The sequence below is a fragment of the Pseudocitrobacter sp. CD920760 genome (assembly GCF_057782505.1).
Genome location: NZ_CM173490.1, coordinates 4175907 through 4192004, shown reverse-complemented (window position 1 = coordinate 4192004; position 16098 = coordinate 4175907). Strand labels below are relative to the sequence as shown.

Sequence of the window (16098 nt, the reverse complement as noted above, 5' to 3'; positions counted from 1 at the left end):
CATGTCTCACTATTCAACGCCAGTTGTTACTTCCATGCAGGTCATCCCGGTTGCGGGCCACGACAGTATGCTGATGAACCTGAGCGGGGCGCACGCGCCGTTCTTTACCCGCAACATTGTGGTGATTAAAGACAATTCCGGCCACACGGGCGTGGGGGAAATCCCCGGCGGCGAGAAGATCCGCACCACGCTTGAAGATGCGATCCCGCTGGTTGTCGGTAAAACCCTGGGCGAATACAAGAACGTCCTGACGCTGGTGCGCAATACCTTTGCCGATAGGGATTCCGGCGGTCGTGGGCTGCAAACCTTCGACCTGCGTACCACCATTCACGTGGTCACCGGTATTGAAGCGGCAATGCTGGATTTGCTGGGTCAGCACTTAGGCGTAAACGTGGCGTCTCTGCTGGGCGACGGTCAGCAGCGTAGCGAAGTGGAAATGCTCGGCTATCTGTTCTTCGTCGGCAACCGCAAAGCCACGCCGCTGCCGTATCAGAGCCAGCCGGATGAAAAGTGCGACTGGTACCGCCTGCGTCACGACGAAGCGATGACCCCGGATTCCGTGGTACGTCTGGCGGAAGCAGCGTATGAAAAATATGGCTTTAACGACTTTAAACTGAAGGGCGGCGTGCTTGCCGGGGAAGAAGAGGCCGAGTCGATTGTGGCGCTGGCAAAACGTTTCCCACAGGCGCGCGTTACGCTCGATCCGAACGGCGCATGGTCGCTCAATGAAGCGATTAAAATTGGTAAATACCTGAAGGGCGTGCTGGCGTATGCGGAAGATCCGTGTGGTGCGGAGCAGGGCTTCTCCGGACGTGAAGTGATGGCGGAATTCCGTCGCGCAACTGGCCTGCCGACCGCCACCAACATGATCGCCACCGACTGGCGTCAGATGGGCCACACGCTTTCGCTGCAATCTGTCGATATCCCGCTGGCGGACCCGCACTTCTGGACCATGCAGGGTTCGGTGCGCGTGGCGCAGATGTGTCATGAATTCGGCCTGACCTGGGGTTCACACTCCAACAACCACTTTGACGTTTCGCTGGCAATGTTCACCCACGTGGCCGCTGCCGCGCCGGGTAATGTTACCGCGATTGATACCCACTGGATTTGGCAGGAAGGAAATCAACGTCTCACCAAACAACCGTTTGAAATCAAGGGCGGGATGGTGCAGGTACCGACTACGCCGGGTCTGGGCGTTGAACTGGATATGGACCGCGTTATGCAGGCCAACGAGCTGTATAAAAAACACGGCCTTGGCGCACGCGACGACGCGATGGGCATGCAGTATCTCCTCCCGAACTGGACGTTCGATAATAAGCGCCCTTGCATGGTGCGTTAAGCAAAATGCCGATCCCTGCCGGGGTCGGTATTTTTTCTGATTCAGATGTAAGATCATGGCACTCCCGACGCATAAGGACAGCCAATGAAGATTGTAATTGCACCGGATTCGTACAAGGAAAGCCTGAGCGCGCTGGAGGTGGCGAGTGCCATCGAGCGGGGTTTTCGCGAAATTTACCCCGACGCGGATTACCATAAACTTCCCGTTGCGGATGGCGGTGAAGGTACCGTCGAAGCGATGGTTGCCGCTACTCAGGGGCGTGTCGTCGAAGTAGAGGTTACCGGCCCGCTGGGCGACACGGTGCAGGGTTTTTACGGCCTGTCTGGCGATGAGCAGAGCGCCTTTATCGAAATGGCGGCGGCCAGCGGGCTGGAGCTCGTTCCAGGCGACAAACGCTGCCCGCTGACTACAACATCCTGGGGAACCGGGGAGCTGATTCGCCACGCCTTAGATGCGGGCGTAAAGCATATTATTATTGGCCTTGGCGGCAGCGCGACCAATGACGGCGGCGCAGGCATGGCGCAGGCGCTGGGCGTGAAGCTTCTGACGGCGGATAACCAGGCCATTGCCCCAGGCGGCGCAGGGCTGGAGACGCTTAAACTTATCGATATCAGCGAGCTGGATGCGCGTCTGGCTGAGTGCCGTATTGAAGTCGCCTGTGATGTCACCAACCCGTTAACGGGCGAAGAGGGCGCATCCGCCGTGTTTGGCCCGCAGAAAGGCGCAACGCCCGAGATGATTTCCCGACTTGATGCGGCGCTTGAGCACTATGCGCAATGCGTGAAGCGCTGTCTGGATATTGACGTGCTGGCGCTGGAAGGGGGTGGTGCGGCAGGCGGAATGGGCGCGGCGCTGTATGCATTCTGCGGCGCAGAGCTTCGCCCTGGCATCGAAATTGTTACCGACGCGCTGCATCTCGATAAGCTGGTGGCTGACGCTGACCTGGTGATTACCGGGGAAGGGCGTATCGACAGCCAGACTATTCACGGCAAAGTACCGGTAGGCGTGGCACGCGTGGCAAAGCGCTATAACGTGCCGGTCATCGCGATTGGCGGCAGCCTGACGCCGGATGTCGGCGTAGTGCATGAGCATGGCTTAGATGCGGTGTTTAGCGTGCTGTATCGCATCTGCACGCTGGAAGACGCATTGCGGGATGCCGAAGATAATCTGTTTATGGCGGCGCGGAATATCGCGGCGGTGCTGAGGATGGGGCAGAGATTATCGCTGTAAAATGCCGGATGGCGCTCACGCTTATCCGGCCTACGTTTAGTGCCGGATGAGCGTGAGCGCCATCCGGCAAAGGCTATCTTCTCATCCCAACATCTTCTTCGTTTCGCGCGTCACGTTGTCCATCTCATCCAGCAGTTCCAGAAACTCTGGCTCCAGATCTTCCGCAGGCGTTCCGTTGCGCAGTTGCCCTTCAATCAAATGACACAAGTGTTTCAGGCGCGGCACGCCGCTGTAGCCGCAGCTACCGTGCAGCTTATGAATGGCGTCCACCAGATTTTCCGGCTCTTCCCCCACCAGTTGCTCTTCCACCTTGTTACGCACTTCTGGCAGGAAGGCGACCAGCATTTGCAGCATCTCGCGTGCAAGGTCCGGTTTATACGCGGCCTGACGCAGTGCCAGCTGCCAGTCGAGGGTGGTGTTGAGATCGATTGCAGGTTCTACGGGCTCAGACGCGGTCGGCAGCGTCGCCGCAGATAGCCCCGGTTTGTAACGCAGCAGAAGATTGCGCAGCTTATCTTCTTCGATGGGTTTCGCCAGATAATCGTTCATACCCGCGCTCAGCAGTTTTTCTTTCTGCCCGGCCATGGCGTGCGCGGTCACCGCAATCACCGGCGTTTGCTGCTGATGCGGCAATTGACGAATCAGTTCGCAGGCGCGAATACCGTCAATATCCGGCATCTGAATATCCATCAGAATCAGGTCAAACTGCATTTCGCGGGCGCGCTCAATCGACTGCTGACCGCTCTCGCACAGCTCAACATGCTGAACCTGGTCGCCGAGCAGCGCGCCAATCAGCTTAAGGTTGGCCGGGTTGTCATCTACCGCCATCACCGTCATGGCGATGCGGGCGTCGTCATCCTGAAGTTCCAGCGCGGGTTGCGTTGTGCGGCAATAATCTGTCAGCGCAGGCAGCAGACGCGTTGAGGTTAGCGGTTTCAACAGGCAGGCAGCGGCCCCCTCTCTTTTCAACGCTTCTGCATCAACCTGCGCATGGCAAGGCAGCGCGAGGAGCAGGTAATCGGTCATTGCACGGGCCTGCGACAGCTTCTCACGATGATGCTCCAGGTCGCGTACCGAAACCGGAATCGCTATCAGCATGATGTCGTAATGCTCAACCGGCAGCGCGGAGAAGGTCTGGCTGTAAATGACCTCCAGTGGCGTCGAGGCCAGCATATCCAGCGTTGCCTGCGCAGCGGCTGCGTTCGCTTCTACGTAGGCCAGGCGCTTGCCTTTCAGGCACTGTGTGGATGGCCCGTCCGAGAGAACATTCGGATTGAGATCCAGATTGATATTGAACCAGAAGGTTGAGCCGCGATTTGGCTGGCTGTGGAAGGAGATATCCCCGCTCATCTCTTTCACCAGTTTCTGGGTGATCACTAACCCCAGCCCGGTACCGCCGTGGCGGCGAGAAATACTGGCGTCTGCCTGACGGAATGCCTGGAACAGCCGCGACTGATCGCGCTCCGGAATACCAATTCCCGTGTCGCGGATTTGCACTTCGATCTGTACTTTATTGTTGCTGAGCGCGCGTTTCTCAACCAGCACGTCAATGTTGCCGTGTTCGGTAAATTTAATCGCATTACCGACCAGGTTGGTAATCACCTGCTGTAAGCGCAGCGGGTCGCCGATGACGTTATCCGGCACATCGTTTTTGATGTTGAGGGTCAGCTCCAGCCCTTTATCGTGGGCGGAGTGGGCAAGCAGCGTCACCACTTCATCCAGCGAGTTACGCAGCGGGAACGGAATGCTTTCCAGAATCAGTTTACCGGCTTCCAGTTTCGAGAAGTCGAGAACATCGTTGATGATCGCCAGCAGATTATTCGCCGAACGCTCAATGGTATTCAGGTGGTCACGCTGAGTGGGATTCAGCTCGCTTTTCAGCGTCAGACGGGTAAAGCCAATCACGCCGTTGAGTGGCGTACGCAGTTCGTGTGACATATTGGCAAGAAATTCAGACTTAATACGCGCGGCTTCCTGAGCGCGCTTTTTCGCCAGATCCAGCTCAACGTTCTGAATTTCCATCTGCTCCAGCGTTTCACGCAGGTCAGAGGTGGCCTGGTCAACGTTGTGCTGCATCTCCTCATGATATGCCGCCAGCGACATCGCCATCGAGTTAATGCCGTTTTTCAGCATATCCAGCTCGCCCAGCATAAAGCCTTCCACGCGGCTATCGAGTTGCCCGCGCCGGATGCGGTCAACCGTGTTCACCATGTTGCGAATCGGCCCGGTCACATCGCGCATTAAACGCCAGCCGAAGATCAGCGCAATGCCGATACAGAACAGCATCATCACGCTGGAGATGAAAATCTCTTTGTACTGCTGAAGCCGCACGGAGCGGAGATCCAGCTCCAGCGCGACGTAGCCCAACATATTGACCGGAGTTTTTGCCTCTGACTGCGGGGATTCATCCGGTGAATAGTGTTCTGAGATAATCGGCGTGCGTAAAATCATGATGTCGCCGTGGCGCACTACGCTCAACCGTCGGGGGAAAGGCTGCCCGTTGGGCAAGCGCAGTTCGGTCGGGTCGAGCTGATAGTTCGAGGTCACGAACAGTTTGTTATGTTCGTCATACACCGAAATTGCCCGCACGATATCAGAGTGACGGCGATGCAACACGCTGATGAGCTGGCCAATGGATTCGCGATTCTGCAAATTCATTCCATATTCGCTGGAGACGGCAAGCGGTTCGATAATGCTGGCGCCAGCGTCTTCGAGTTGACGCTGCAGGTCGTTATAGCGGTGAACGACAAAGAAGATGCTGAGCAGCAAACCGATGAGTACGGTCGGGGCCAGGATCAAAATCATCATGCGCGCACGCAGGCTGTAGTTGGTCATGAAGGTCCGTTGTGGGAGAATCAGGGTAATATGTTTGATTGAGAAAAATCTCTACGATGGCGCAATTCTACTCTGCAAAACGGCGCGTGACGACGCGCCAGATCATAACTGTGACAGTCAGTGACCTCGATCCCTTTGGTCAGGGTGTTGCGCGTAACAACGGTAAGGCGCTATTTATCAATGGATTACTTCCTGATGAACGCGCGGAAATTACCCTGACGGAAGATAAAAAACAGTATGCCCGTGGGCAGGTAAAACGGCGCTTAAGCGACAGCCCGGAGCGTGTAGAACCGCGTTGCCCGCATTTTGGCGTCTGCGGCGGGTGCCAGCAGCAACACGCCTCGATTGCACTACAGCAGCGCAGTAAACAGGCCGCACTCGCGCGCCTGATGAAGCGCGACGTAGAAGAGGTGATTGCGGCCCAGCCCTGGGGCTACCGCCGCCGTGCGCGCCTGAGCCTGAACTACCAGCCTAAAACGCAGCAGTTGCAGATGGGTTTTCGCAAGGCCAACGCCAGCGATATCGTCGATGTGGTGCAGTGCCCCGTTTTGGTGCCCACTCTTGAAGCATTGCTGGTGCCGTTGCGCGAATGCCTGAATACGCTGCAAGGCAAACGCAGCCTGGGGCACGTTGAGTTAGTGAGCGCTGACAACGGCCCGCTAATGGTGCTTCGCCATACCGCGCCGCTGAGTGCGCAGGACAGAGAAAAACTGGAACGCTTTTCGCATTCTTCAGGTCTTTCCCTGTATCTCGCGCCCGAAAGCGAGATACTTGAACGCGTAAGCGGTGAAGTGCCCTGGTATTCCTCAGACGGACTACGCTTAACGTTCAGCCCGCGCGACTTCATTCAGGTGAACGATGGTGTAAACCAAAAAATGGTCGCCACTGCGCTTGAATGGCTCGATATACAGAAAGAGGACCGCGTGCTCGATCTTTTCTGCGGCATGGGCAACTTCACGCTGCCGCTGGCAAAACGCGCCGCCAGCGTCATTGGCGTAGAGGGCGTTCCGGCGCTGGTGGCGAAAGGCCAGGAAAATGCGGCGCTGAATAATTTACAGAATGTCACGTTTTTCCATGAGAATCTGGAAGAGGACGTAACGCGTCAGAGCTGGGCAAAGCACGGCTTTGACAAAATTTTACTCGATCCTGCCCGCGCAGGCGCACCGGGCGTGATGCAACATATTATAAAATTAGCGCCAACGCGGATGGTCTATGTGTCCTGTAACCCCGCTACGCTTGCGCGTGACAGTGAAGCGCTTTTACGTGCGGGTTACCAAATTCAGCGTATGGCAATGCTTGACATGTTCCCGCACACTGGGCATCTGGAATCAATGGTGTTGTTTGAGCGTAAGTAATAATTGTGGCTTGTCGACTTCGACAGGCCCGGTCCCTTAAGGAGAGGACAATGGTTGCGGTAAGAAGTGCACATCTAAATAAAGCTGGTGAGTTTGACTCACAAAAATGGATCTCAAGTCTGGGAATTACCAGCCAGCAGTCGTGTGAGCGCTTAGCCGAGACCTGGGATTATTGTCGACAGCACACCCAGAATCACCCGGACGCCGAGCTTCTGCTCTGGCGTGGGGTAGAGATGGTAGAGATTCTGTCGATGCTCAGTATGGATAACGACACCCTTCGCGCCGCCTTGCTGTTCCCGTTGGTGGACGCTAACGTAGTTTCCGAAGAGGTGCTTGCTGAAAGCGCCGGGAAATCCGTCGTCACCCTGATCCACGGCGTGCGCGATATGGCAGCCATTCGCCAGCTGAAAGCCACCCACACGGATTCCGTTTCCTCCGATCAGGTCGATAACGTGCGCCGCATGTTGCTGGCGATGGTGGACGACTTCCGCTGCGTGGTTATCAAGCTGGCAGAGCGCATTGCCCATCTGCGTGAAGTGAAAGACGCGCCAGAAGATGAACGCGTTCTGGCGGCGAAAGAGTGTACCAACATCTACGCGCCGCTGGCGAACCGACTCGGTATCGGCCAGTTGAAGTGGGAGCTGGAAGACTACTGTTTCCGCTATCTGCACCCGGCAGAATACAAGCGCATTGCCAAGCTGCTGCACGAACGCCGTATCGACCGCGAACACTACATTTCTGAGTTCGTGGGGCATCTGCGCGCCGAAATGAAAACCGAAGGCGTGAAAGCGGAAGTGTACGGGCGACCAAAACACATCTATAGCATCTGGCGCAAAATGCAGAAAAAACAGCTCGCATTTGATGAGCTTTTTGATGTGCGCGCGGTGCGAATCGTCGCCGAACGTTTGCAGGACTGCTATGCCGCGCTGGGGATAGTACACACTCACTATCGCCACCTGCCGGATGAGTTTGACGACTATGTCGCCAACCCGAAACCGAACGGTTACCAGTCCATCCACACCGTGGTGCTGGGGCCTGGCGGCAAAACAATTGAGATTCAGATCCGTACCAAACAGATGCACGAAGATGCCGAGTTGGGCGTCGCCGCGCACTGGAAATACAAAGAGGGCACGGCGGCACCTGGCCCGCGTAGCGGCCACGAAGACCGCATCGCCTGGCTGCGTAAGCTGATTGCGTGGCAGGAAGAGATGGCCGACTCCGGCGAAATGCTCGACGAAGTGCGCAGCCAGGTCTTTGACGACCGTGTCTATGTGTTTACACCGAAAGGTGATGTTGTCGATTTACCGGCAGGCTCGACGCCGCTTGATTTCGCCTATCACATTCACAGCGATGTCGGCCACCGCTGCATCGGTGCGAAAATTGGCGGACGCATCGTGCCGTTCACCTATCAGTTGCAGATGGGCGATCAGATTGAAATCATCACCCAGAAGCAGCCGAACCCGAGCCGTGACTGGCTGAACCCGAATCTGGGCTACGTCACAACCAGTCGCGGGCGTTCGAAAATTCACGCCTGGTTCCGTAAACAGGATCGCGATAAAAACGTGCTGGCCGGGCGTCAAATTCTGGATGACGAGCTTGAGCATTTGGGCATCAGCCTGAAGGAAGCGGAAAAACATCTGCTGCCGCGTTACAACTTCAACGACGTGGAAGAGCTGTTAGCGGCGATTGGCGGCGGCGACATTCGTCTTAACCAGATGGTCAACTTCCTGCAGGCGCAGTTCAACAAACCGAGCGCGGCAGAAGAAGACGCGGCGGCGCTGAAACAGTTGCAGCAGAAAACCTACACTCCGCAAAACCGCAGCAAGGACAATGGCCGTGTGGTGGTGGAAGGCGTCGGTAACCTGATGCACCACATTGCTCGCTGCTGCCAGCCCATTCCGGGCGATGAGATTGTGGGCTTTATCACCCAGGGGCGCGGTATTTCCGTTCACCGTGCCGACTGCGAACAGCTGGTCGAACTGCGCGCGCATGCGCCGGAACGCCTGGTGGACGCCGTGTGGGGCGAAAGCTACTCAGCGGGTTACTCGCTGGTGGTGCGCGTCACGGCGAACGACCGTAGCGGCCTGCTGCGCGATATCACCACCATCCTCGCCAACGAAAAGGTCAACGTCCTCGGCGTCGCCAGCCGCAGCGATACCAGGCAGCAGATGGCGACCATCGACATGACCATTGAAATCTACAACCTGCAGGTGCTGGGCCGCGTGCTTGGCAAACTGAACCAGGTGCCGGATGTGATAGACGCGCGGCGTTTGCACGGGGGGTAAATTCTTCCAGGCCGGATAAGGCGAAGCCGTATCCGGCACTATCGCAACGCCGGATGCGGCTTCGCCTTATCCGGCCTATATCTTTTCAATTTTCCAGGATTTTACATGGACCAAATCACCCGCCTTCTCACCATTATGCAGCGCCTGCGCGACCCAGAAACCGGCTGTCCGTGGGATAAAGAACAAACCTTCAGCACCATCGCGCCATACACCCTTGAAGAAACTTACGAAGTGCTCGACGCTATCGCCCGTGAAGATTTTGACGACCTGCGCGGCGAACTCGGCGACCTGTTGTTCCAGGTGGTGTTTTACGCCCAGATGGCGCAGGAAGAGGGACGCTTCGACTTCAACGATATCTGCGCGGCCATCAGCGACAAATTAGAACGCCGCCACCCGCATATCTTTGGCGACGCGACCGCAGGCAACAGCAGCGAAGTGCTGGCGCGCTGGGAGCAAATCAAAACCGCCGAACGCGCTGAAAAAGCGCAGACCTCCGCGCTGGATGATATTCCACACAGCTTCCCGGCGTTAATGCGCGCGCACAAAATTCAGAAACGCTGCTCGGCGGTTGGCTTTGACTGGGACACGCTCGGCCCGGTGCTGGATAAAGTGCATGAAGAAATTGACGAAGTGATGCACGAAGCGAAGCAGGCGGTGATTGATGAAGCCAAACTGGAAGAGGAAGTGGGGGATCTGTTGTTCGCCACGGTGAATCTTTCACGTCATTTAGGCGTAAAAGCCGAAACCGCGCTGCAAAAGGCCAATCTTAAATTTGAACGCCGTTTTCGTGAAGTTGAGCGAATCGTCGCCGCCAGAGGCCTGGAAATGACCGGAGTAGACCTGAATACCATGGAAGAGGTATGGCAGGAGGTAAAACGACAGGAACATGATCTCTAAGGAAATTTCGCGATCAAGCGCAATTTGTGTGATTTTTTAAATGACAAGCGCTTGATTTGCGTCAAAAACATTTAGCCAAAAGCGGCTATTTTCTCACTCCTTATCTCTGTTGAGACTCCGTGCTGAGATGCATTCATCACTTATTCGTGAGACATCAAGGTGATAAAGGAGTAATTCTCTGGGTGAATAGCAGTGTAATGCCCTGTTTAACCCGGAGAAAACCAACATTAACGCGGCCTGAAGAACATAGGGGAGGGAGAATGAAAGTTTGTGGCGCTCGTCATGTTCGGGTATACTGTTTTCCCGTCCTGGTTATTCCATCGTTTCACCCTAACTTCTCAGGTTCAGCATGACAACGAACTATATTTTTGTGACCGGCGGGGTCGTATCCTCTCTGGGTAAAGGCATTGCCGCAGCCTCCCTGGCAGCCATTCTTGAAGCCCGTGGCCTCAACGTAACCATGATGAAATTGGATCCGTACATCAACGTCGATCCAGGCACCATGAGCCCGATCCAACACGGCGAAGTGTTCGTTACTGAAGACGGCGCTGAAACCGACCTGGACCTGGGTCACTACGAGCGTTTCATCCGCACCAAAATGACTCGCCGCAATAACTTCACGACTGGCCGTATCTACTCAGATGTCCTGCGCAAAGAGCGCCGTGGCGACTATCTGGGCGCGACCGTACAGGTTATCCCGCACATCACTAACGCTATTAAAGAACGCGTACTTGCTGGCGGTGAAGGCCATGACGTGGTTCTGGTTGAAATCGGCGGTACCGTAGGTGATATCGAATCCCTGCCGTTCCTTGAAGCGATTCGCCAGTTGGCGGTTGATATTGGCCGTGAACACGCGCTGTTCATGCACCTGACCCTGGTGCCTTATCTGGCGGCGGCGGGTGAAGTCAAAACCAAACCGACTCAGCACTCTGTGAAAGAACTGCTGTCCATTGGTATTCAGCCTGACATCCTGGTTTGTCGCTCCGATCGTGCGATTCCGGCTAACGAACGTGCAAAAATTGCATTGTTCTGTAACGTGCCAGAAAAAGCCGTTATTTCGATGAAAGACGTCGATTCCATTTATAAAATTCCAGGCCTGTTGAAATCTCAGGGGCTGGACGATTATATTTGTAAACGATTCAGCTTGAACTGTCCGGAAGCTAACTTGTCTGAATGGGAACAGGTTATCTATGAAGAAGCCAACCCGGCAGGCGAAGTGACTATCGGTATGGTCGGCAAGTACATCGAACTGCCGGATGCCTATAAATCAGTTATCGAAGCGCTGAAACACGGTGGCCTGAAAAATCGTGTAACCGTCAACATCAAACTGATCGATTCGCAAGATGTTGAAACACGTGGCGTCGAAATTCTGAAAGATTTAGATGCTATCCTGATTCCTGGTGGTTTCGGCTACCGTGGTGTCGAAGGTAAAATTGCTACCGCACGCTATGCGCGTGAAAACAATATTCCGTATCTGGGCATTTGCCTGGGTATGCAGGTTGCGTTGATTGAGTTTGCACGTAACGTGGCGGGTATGGATAACGCCAACTCTACGGAATTTGTGCCAGACTGTAAGTACCCGGTTGTGGCGCTCATTACCGAGTGGCGTGATGAAGAAGGTAATGTTGAAGTGCGTACCGAGAAGAGCGATCTCGGCGGCACTATGCGCCTGGGCGCACAGCAGTGCCAGCTCTCCGACGATAGCCTGGTTCGTAAGATGTACAATGCGCCAACTATCGTTGAGCGTCATCGTCACCGCTACGAAGTCAACAATATGCTGTTGAAACAGATTGAAGCTGCAGGTCTGCGCGTTGCGGGCCGTTCCGGGGATGATCAGTTGGTCGAGATCATCGAAGTTCCGAATCACCCGTGGTTCGTTGCTTGTCAGTTCCATCCGGAGTTTACTTCTACACCTCGTGATGGGCACCCGCTGTTTGCAGGCTTTGTAAAAGCCGCCAGCGAGTACCAGAAGCGTCAGGCGAAGTAAGTAAAAAAGTTAGAACGGCAACGCCCCATGAGGGGCGTTGTTTGTCTGGAGTTTTAGTTTAACTTGTACTGAGGAAAACCTAATGTCCAAAATCGTTAAAATCATCGGTCGTGAAATCATCGACTCCCGTGGTAACCCGACTGTTGAAGCAGAAGTACACCTGGAAGGTGGTTTCGTCGGTATGGCAGCTGCTCCGTCAGGTGCTTCTACTGGTTCCCGCGAAGCTCTGGAACTGCGCGATGGTGACAAATCCCGTTTCATGGGTAAAGGCGTACTGAAAGCTGTTGCAGCTGTTAACGGCCCAATCGCTCAGGCTCTGCTGGGTAAAGATGCTAAAGATCAGGCTGGCATCGACAAAATCATGATCGACCTGGACGGTACTGAAAACAAATCTAACTTCGGTGCGAACGCAATCCTGGCCGTTTCTCTGGCTGCTGCTAAAGCTGCTGCTGCCGCTAAAGGCCTGCCGCTGTATGCTCACATCGCTGAACTGAACGGCACCCCGGGTAAATACTCCATGCCGGTTCCGATGATGAACATCATCAACGGTGGTGAGCACGCTGACAACAACGTCGACATCCAGGAATTCATGATTCAGCCGGTTGGCGCGAAATCCCTGAAAGAAGCCGTACGTATGGGTTCTGAAGTGTTCCATAACCTGGCTAAAGTTCTGAAAGCTAAAGGTATGAACACTGCTGTTGGTGACGAAGGCGGCTATGCGCCGAACCTGGGTTCCAACGCAGAAGCGCTGGCTGTCATCGCTGAAGCGGTTAAAGCAGCAGGCTACGAACTGGGCAAAGACATCACTCTGGCGATGGACTGCGCAGCGTCTGAATTCTACAAAGACGGTAAATACGTTCTGGCTGGCGAAGGCAACAAAGCGTTCACCTCTGAAGAATTCACTCACTTCCTGGAAGAACTGACCAAACAGTACCCGATCGTCTCCATCGAAGATGGCCTGGACGAATCTGACTGGGATGGTTTCGCATACCAGACCAAAGTACTGGGCGACAAAATCCAGCTGGTTGGTGACGATCTGTTCGTAACCAACACCAAGATCCTGAAAGAAGGCATCGAAAAAGGCATCGTTAACTCCATCCTGATCAAATTCAACCAGATCGGTTCCCTGACCGAAACTCTGGCTGCGATCAAAATGGCGAAAGACGCTGGCTACACTGCTGTCATCTCTCACCGTTCTGGCGAAACTGAAGACGCTACCATCGCTGACCTGGCGGTCGGTACTGCTGCAGGCCAGATCAAAACCGGTTCTATGAGCCGTTCTGACCGTGTTGCTAAATACAACCAGCTGATTCGTATCGAAGAAGCACTGGGCGAACAAGCTCCGTACAACGGTCGTAAAGAGATCAAAGGCCAGGCTTAATCGCCCCGCTTTTAACTCTTAATAAAAACCCGCTTCGGCGGGTTTTTTTACGCCTGTAAGAGAATGCACGGGCAAACATGACCCTCCCGCATAAATCTGCGATAATTACCGCATACCCCTTTTACAGAGATGATTATGCAGTACCCGATTAATGAAATGTTCCAGACCCTGCAAGGCGAGGGTTACTTCACTGGCGTTCCCGCTATCTTTATTCGTTTACAGGGATGCCCGGTGGGCTGCGCCTGGTGTGATACCAAGCATACCTGGGAAAAACTTAGCGATCGGGAAGTGTCTCTGTTCAGCATCCTGGCAAAAACTAAAGAGAGCGATAAATGGGGCGCGGCAGGGGAAGACGATCTGTTAACCGCGATTGCCCGTCAGGGCTGGACAGCGAAGCATGTTGTCATCACCGGCGGCGAACCCTGCATTCACGACCTCACCCCGCTGACAACGCTGCTCGAGCAAAACGGCTATAGCTGCCAGATTGAAACCAGCGGTACGCACGAAGTGCGTTGCACGCACACCACGTGGGTCACGGTTTCCCCGAAAGTGAATATGCGCGGCGGCTATGACGTGCTATCGCAGGCGCTGGAGCGCGCTGATGAAATCAAGCATCCGGTAGGCCGCGTGCGCGATATTGAAGCGCTGGACGAGCTGCTGGAGACGCTGACGGATGACAAACAGCGTGTGATTGCCCTGCAGCCGATTAGCCAGAAAGAAGATGCCACACGCCTGTGCATTGACACCTGCATTGCGCGCAACTGGCGTTTGTCGATGCAGACGCATAAGTATTTGAATATTGCCTGATTTTACTTACCGCTGACCATGGTTATGGTCGGTGACAAGTTGATGATAAACGGACAGCTTTGGCTGTCCGTTTTCGCACCTTCCTCATAGATTTTTCCCTCTAAAGTGGGATGTTAGTCGTCATTCCCATATTTTTCTCAGCGGCCTTTTGCCGAACGCGCGAAACTCAGTCGAGTGCTTTTGGTGTTTTTGGGCTGACTTTAACAAGGCTGATGGTTTATTTATTGAAATTAATGGGTTAGCAGCTCCTTAATAATGCGGATTTGTGAAAGAAATTGATGTGGTACGTTGGTGGGATGTTTGTTGGTGAATAAGGTGTTTTAAAACAGTGGGTTATGTTTATAGAGTTCCCCGCGCCAGCGGGGATATACCGATTATAGCCTCGCCGATTTGTGGCGGCGGCTGGAGTTCCCCGCGCCAGCGGGGATATACCGAGATTGGGATGAAATTTAGTGATTTCTCAACTGAGTTCCCCGCGCCAGCGGGGATATACCGCGCGAGGCGGGTTATGCGTCCGGTGATATAGCGAGTTCTCCGCGCCAGCGGGGATATACCGCTGGCCAACCGGGCTTTGCTTTATCAGTGAGCGAGTTCCCCGCGCCAGCGGGGATATACCGATCACGTAATTGATTACGTATCAAACGGAAAAGAGTTCCCCGCGCCAGCGGGGATATACCGAAACTCGCCGGGCGCAGCGTTACTAAGCTGGTGAGTTCCCCGCGCCAGCGGGGATATACCGGCTATTACATACACGACGCGAGACGGCGATCGCGAGTTCCCCGCGCCAGCGGGGATAAACCGTTGTTCGTCATCGATTACAACCAGTCGAACGAGAGTTCCCCGCGCCAGCGGGGATAAACCGGTCAGCATTGTTGTTGATCTGATGGGGAATCTGGGAGTTCCCCGCGCCAGCGGGGATATACCACAGTATCAGAAAGGTGCATTACAAATGATCGCGTCGCTGACCTTGTATCTTCAGTTCCAGCTGCGGAAATTGGCCGCTCGCAAAAAACGTCATGAGAAGTCATCTGCCTGCAGGCCAATCTAAAGCGCAATCAGTAAATATATTGAGGGAAAAATGAGGAGTGAGTCTACAGCGGGATGGGAGTCGAGCCCACATAAACATGGCACCCTGGTGCCTGCCGATTTAGCGTTAAACGTACCTACTGCAGACTCAGCATCAAACTGTATTATGGATAAAAAATAGCAACTGATTCCAACAATCTTCATGCCTGAAAATTGAATCAGCAATGTTTACCAGGAACAAAGTTTTCGCGTTGTTGCATGCGCATATCCCCGCAGGAATACACGCATCTCAATCGCTCTTACTCCCCGCGATAAACACAACCCGCCGTACAGGTCTCTTTCACCATCACCGCGCTCAGCAGCGGCACAACCGGTTTCACTTGTTCCCAAATCCAGCGCGACAGCACTTCGCTGGTCGGATTCTCCAGGCCCGGAATATCATTCAGATAATAGTGATCCAGACGATCGTAAGTCGGTTTAAACGCCGCTTTCAGTTCGGCGAAATCCATGATCCAACCGGTATGCGGATCGACTTCACCCGTAATCTCAAGGCGCACCATAAAGGAGTGGCCGTGCAGGCGACCGCACTTATGCCCTTCGGGTACGTGAGGCAAACGGTGAGCGGCTTCAAAAGTGAAATCTTTAAACAGTGTGGTGGACATCATGAACTCTCAGTCTTGCGGAAAAAACCGCCGCATAGTACCGGAAAGCACATTTTTTATCATTAACTAAAACCCACAAATGGGCGTGAAGAGCGTAATGGATTGTGTCCATGCTTCATTTACTATCTATATCAATAGGTTATCCAATCACTTTTATTGCTAATAACTACCTGTAAATCAGGTTAGTCCATTTGGTTATTTGATATTTCCAACCCTTCTTTAATTGTTATTATCCAGCTCGTTAACCTTACATTCAGTTTTGTTTTTCCCGATTTAAAACAGCTTTGATACTGG

At 54.2% G+C, this 16098-nt stretch carries 10 protein-coding genes; 8 read left to right on the top strand and 2 right to left on the bottom strand.

The features are described from left to right. The first annotated feature begins 1 nt into the window (after window position 1). Window positions 2-1339: a glucarate dehydratase gene (gene gudD, locus AC1MKH_RS19615; RefSeq protein WP_442961953.1), complete on the top strand. Its 1338-nt coding sequence runs from the start codon at window positions 2-4 to the stop codon at window positions 1337-1339. A gap of 84 nt (window positions 1340-1423) precedes the next feature. Beyond that, window positions 1424-2569, top strand: a complete 1146-nt coding sequence (locus tag AC1MKH_RS19610; protein WP_276223998.1) for a glycerate kinase — start codon at window positions 1424-1426, stop codon at window positions 2567-2569. 81 nt (window positions 2570-2650) lie between these two features. Here AC1MKH_RS19610 and barA read toward each other — a convergent pair whose 3' ends face one another. Further along, window positions 2651-5404 carry a two-component sensor histidine kinase BarA gene (barA, locus tag AC1MKH_RS19605; protein WP_276223999.1) on the bottom strand — a complete coding sequence of 918 codons (2754 nt, stop codon included), beginning with the start codon at window positions 5402-5404 and terminating at the stop codon, window positions 2651-2653. Window positions 5405-5460: 56 nt separating this feature from the next. Between barA and rlmD the strand changes: the two genes are divergently transcribed. From rlmD to queE, 6 genes are all read left to right on the top strand, one after another. After that, on the top strand, window positions 5461-6759 hold the full coding sequence (gene rlmD / locus AC1MKH_RS19600) for a 23S rRNA (uracil(1939)-C(5))-methyltransferase RlmD (RefSeq protein WP_276224001.1): 1299 nt from the start codon (window positions 5461-5463) through the stop codon (window positions 6757-6759). Between the two features lie 50 nt (window positions 6760-6809). Beyond that, window positions 6810-9044, top strand: a complete 2235-nt coding sequence (gene relA / locus AC1MKH_RS19595) for a GTP diphosphokinase (protein ID WP_276224003.1) — start codon at window positions 6810-6812, stop codon at window positions 9042-9044. A gap of 105 nt (window positions 9045-9149) precedes the next feature. Beyond that, window positions 9150-9941 (top strand): nucleoside triphosphate pyrophosphohydrolase, encoded by a 792-nt coding sequence (gene mazG / locus AC1MKH_RS19590; protein ID WP_276224005.1) that lies wholly within the window; start codon window positions 9150-9152, stop codon window positions 9939-9941. 349 nt (window positions 9942-10290) lie between these two features. Continuing rightward, window positions 10291-11928 carry a glutamine hydrolyzing CTP synthase gene (gene pyrG, locus AC1MKH_RS19585; protein ID WP_253897762.1) on the top strand — a complete coding sequence of 546 codons (1638 nt, stop codon included), beginning with the start codon at window positions 10291-10293 and terminating at the stop codon, window positions 11926-11928. A gap of 82 nt (window positions 11929-12010) precedes the next feature. Further along, the gene (gene eno, locus AC1MKH_RS19580) at window positions 12011-13309 is read left to right on the top strand and encodes a phosphopyruvate hydratase (RefSeq protein ID WP_276224008.1); all 1299 of its coding nucleotides are present in this window, start codon (window positions 12011-12013) and stop codon (window positions 13307-13309) included. A gap of 135 nt (window positions 13310-13444) precedes the next feature. Further along, window positions 13445-14116 (top strand): 7-carboxy-7-deazaguanine synthase QueE, encoded by a 672-nt coding sequence (gene queE / locus AC1MKH_RS19575; protein ID WP_015963240.1) that lies wholly within the window; start codon window positions 13445-13447, stop codon window positions 14114-14116. Between the two features lie 1325 nt (window positions 14117-15441). Here queE and queD read toward each other — a convergent pair. Then, window positions 15442-15807 (bottom strand): 6-carboxytetrahydropterin synthase QueD, encoded by a 366-nt coding sequence (gene queD / locus AC1MKH_RS19570; RefSeq protein ID WP_015963241.1) that lies wholly within the window; start codon window positions 15805-15807, stop codon window positions 15442-15444. Between the last annotated feature and the right edge of the window lie 291 nt (window positions 15808-16098).

Excerpts from the sequence above, each read along its gene's own strand:
- gudD (WP_442961953.1), top strand. The coding sequence starts at position 2 with ATGTCTCACTATTCAACGCCAGTTGTTACTTCCATGCAGGTCATCCCG.
- AC1MKH_RS19610 (WP_276223998.1), top strand. The coding sequence starts at position 1,424 with ATGAAGATTGTAATTGCACCGGATTCGTACAAGGAAAGCCTGAGCGCG.
- barA (WP_276223999.1), bottom strand. The coding sequence starts at position 5,404 with ATGACCAACTACAGCCTGCGTGCGCGCATGATGATTTTGATCCTGGCC.
- rlmD (WP_276224001.1), top strand. The coding sequence starts at position 5,461 with ATGGCGCAATTCTACTCTGCAAAACGGCGCGTGACGACGCGCCAGATC.
- relA (WP_276224003.1), top strand. The coding sequence starts at position 6,810 with ATGGTTGCGGTAAGAAGTGCACATCTAAATAAAGCTGGTGAGTTTGAC.
- mazG (WP_276224005.1), top strand. The coding sequence starts at position 9,150 with ATGGACCAAATCACCCGCCTTCTCACCATTATGCAGCGCCTGCGCGAC.
- pyrG (WP_253897762.1), top strand. The coding sequence starts at position 10,291 with ATGACAACGAACTATATTTTTGTGACCGGCGGGGTCGTATCCTCTCTG.
- eno (WP_276224008.1), top strand. The coding sequence starts at position 12,011 with ATGTCCAAAATCGTTAAAATCATCGGTCGTGAAATCATCGACTCCCGT.
- queE (WP_015963240.1), top strand. The coding sequence starts at position 13,445 with ATGCAGTACCCGATTAATGAAATGTTCCAGACCCTGCAAGGCGAGGGT.
- queD (WP_015963241.1), bottom strand. The coding sequence starts at position 15,807 with ATGATGTCCACCACACTGTTTAAAGATTTCACTTTTGAAGCCGCTCAC.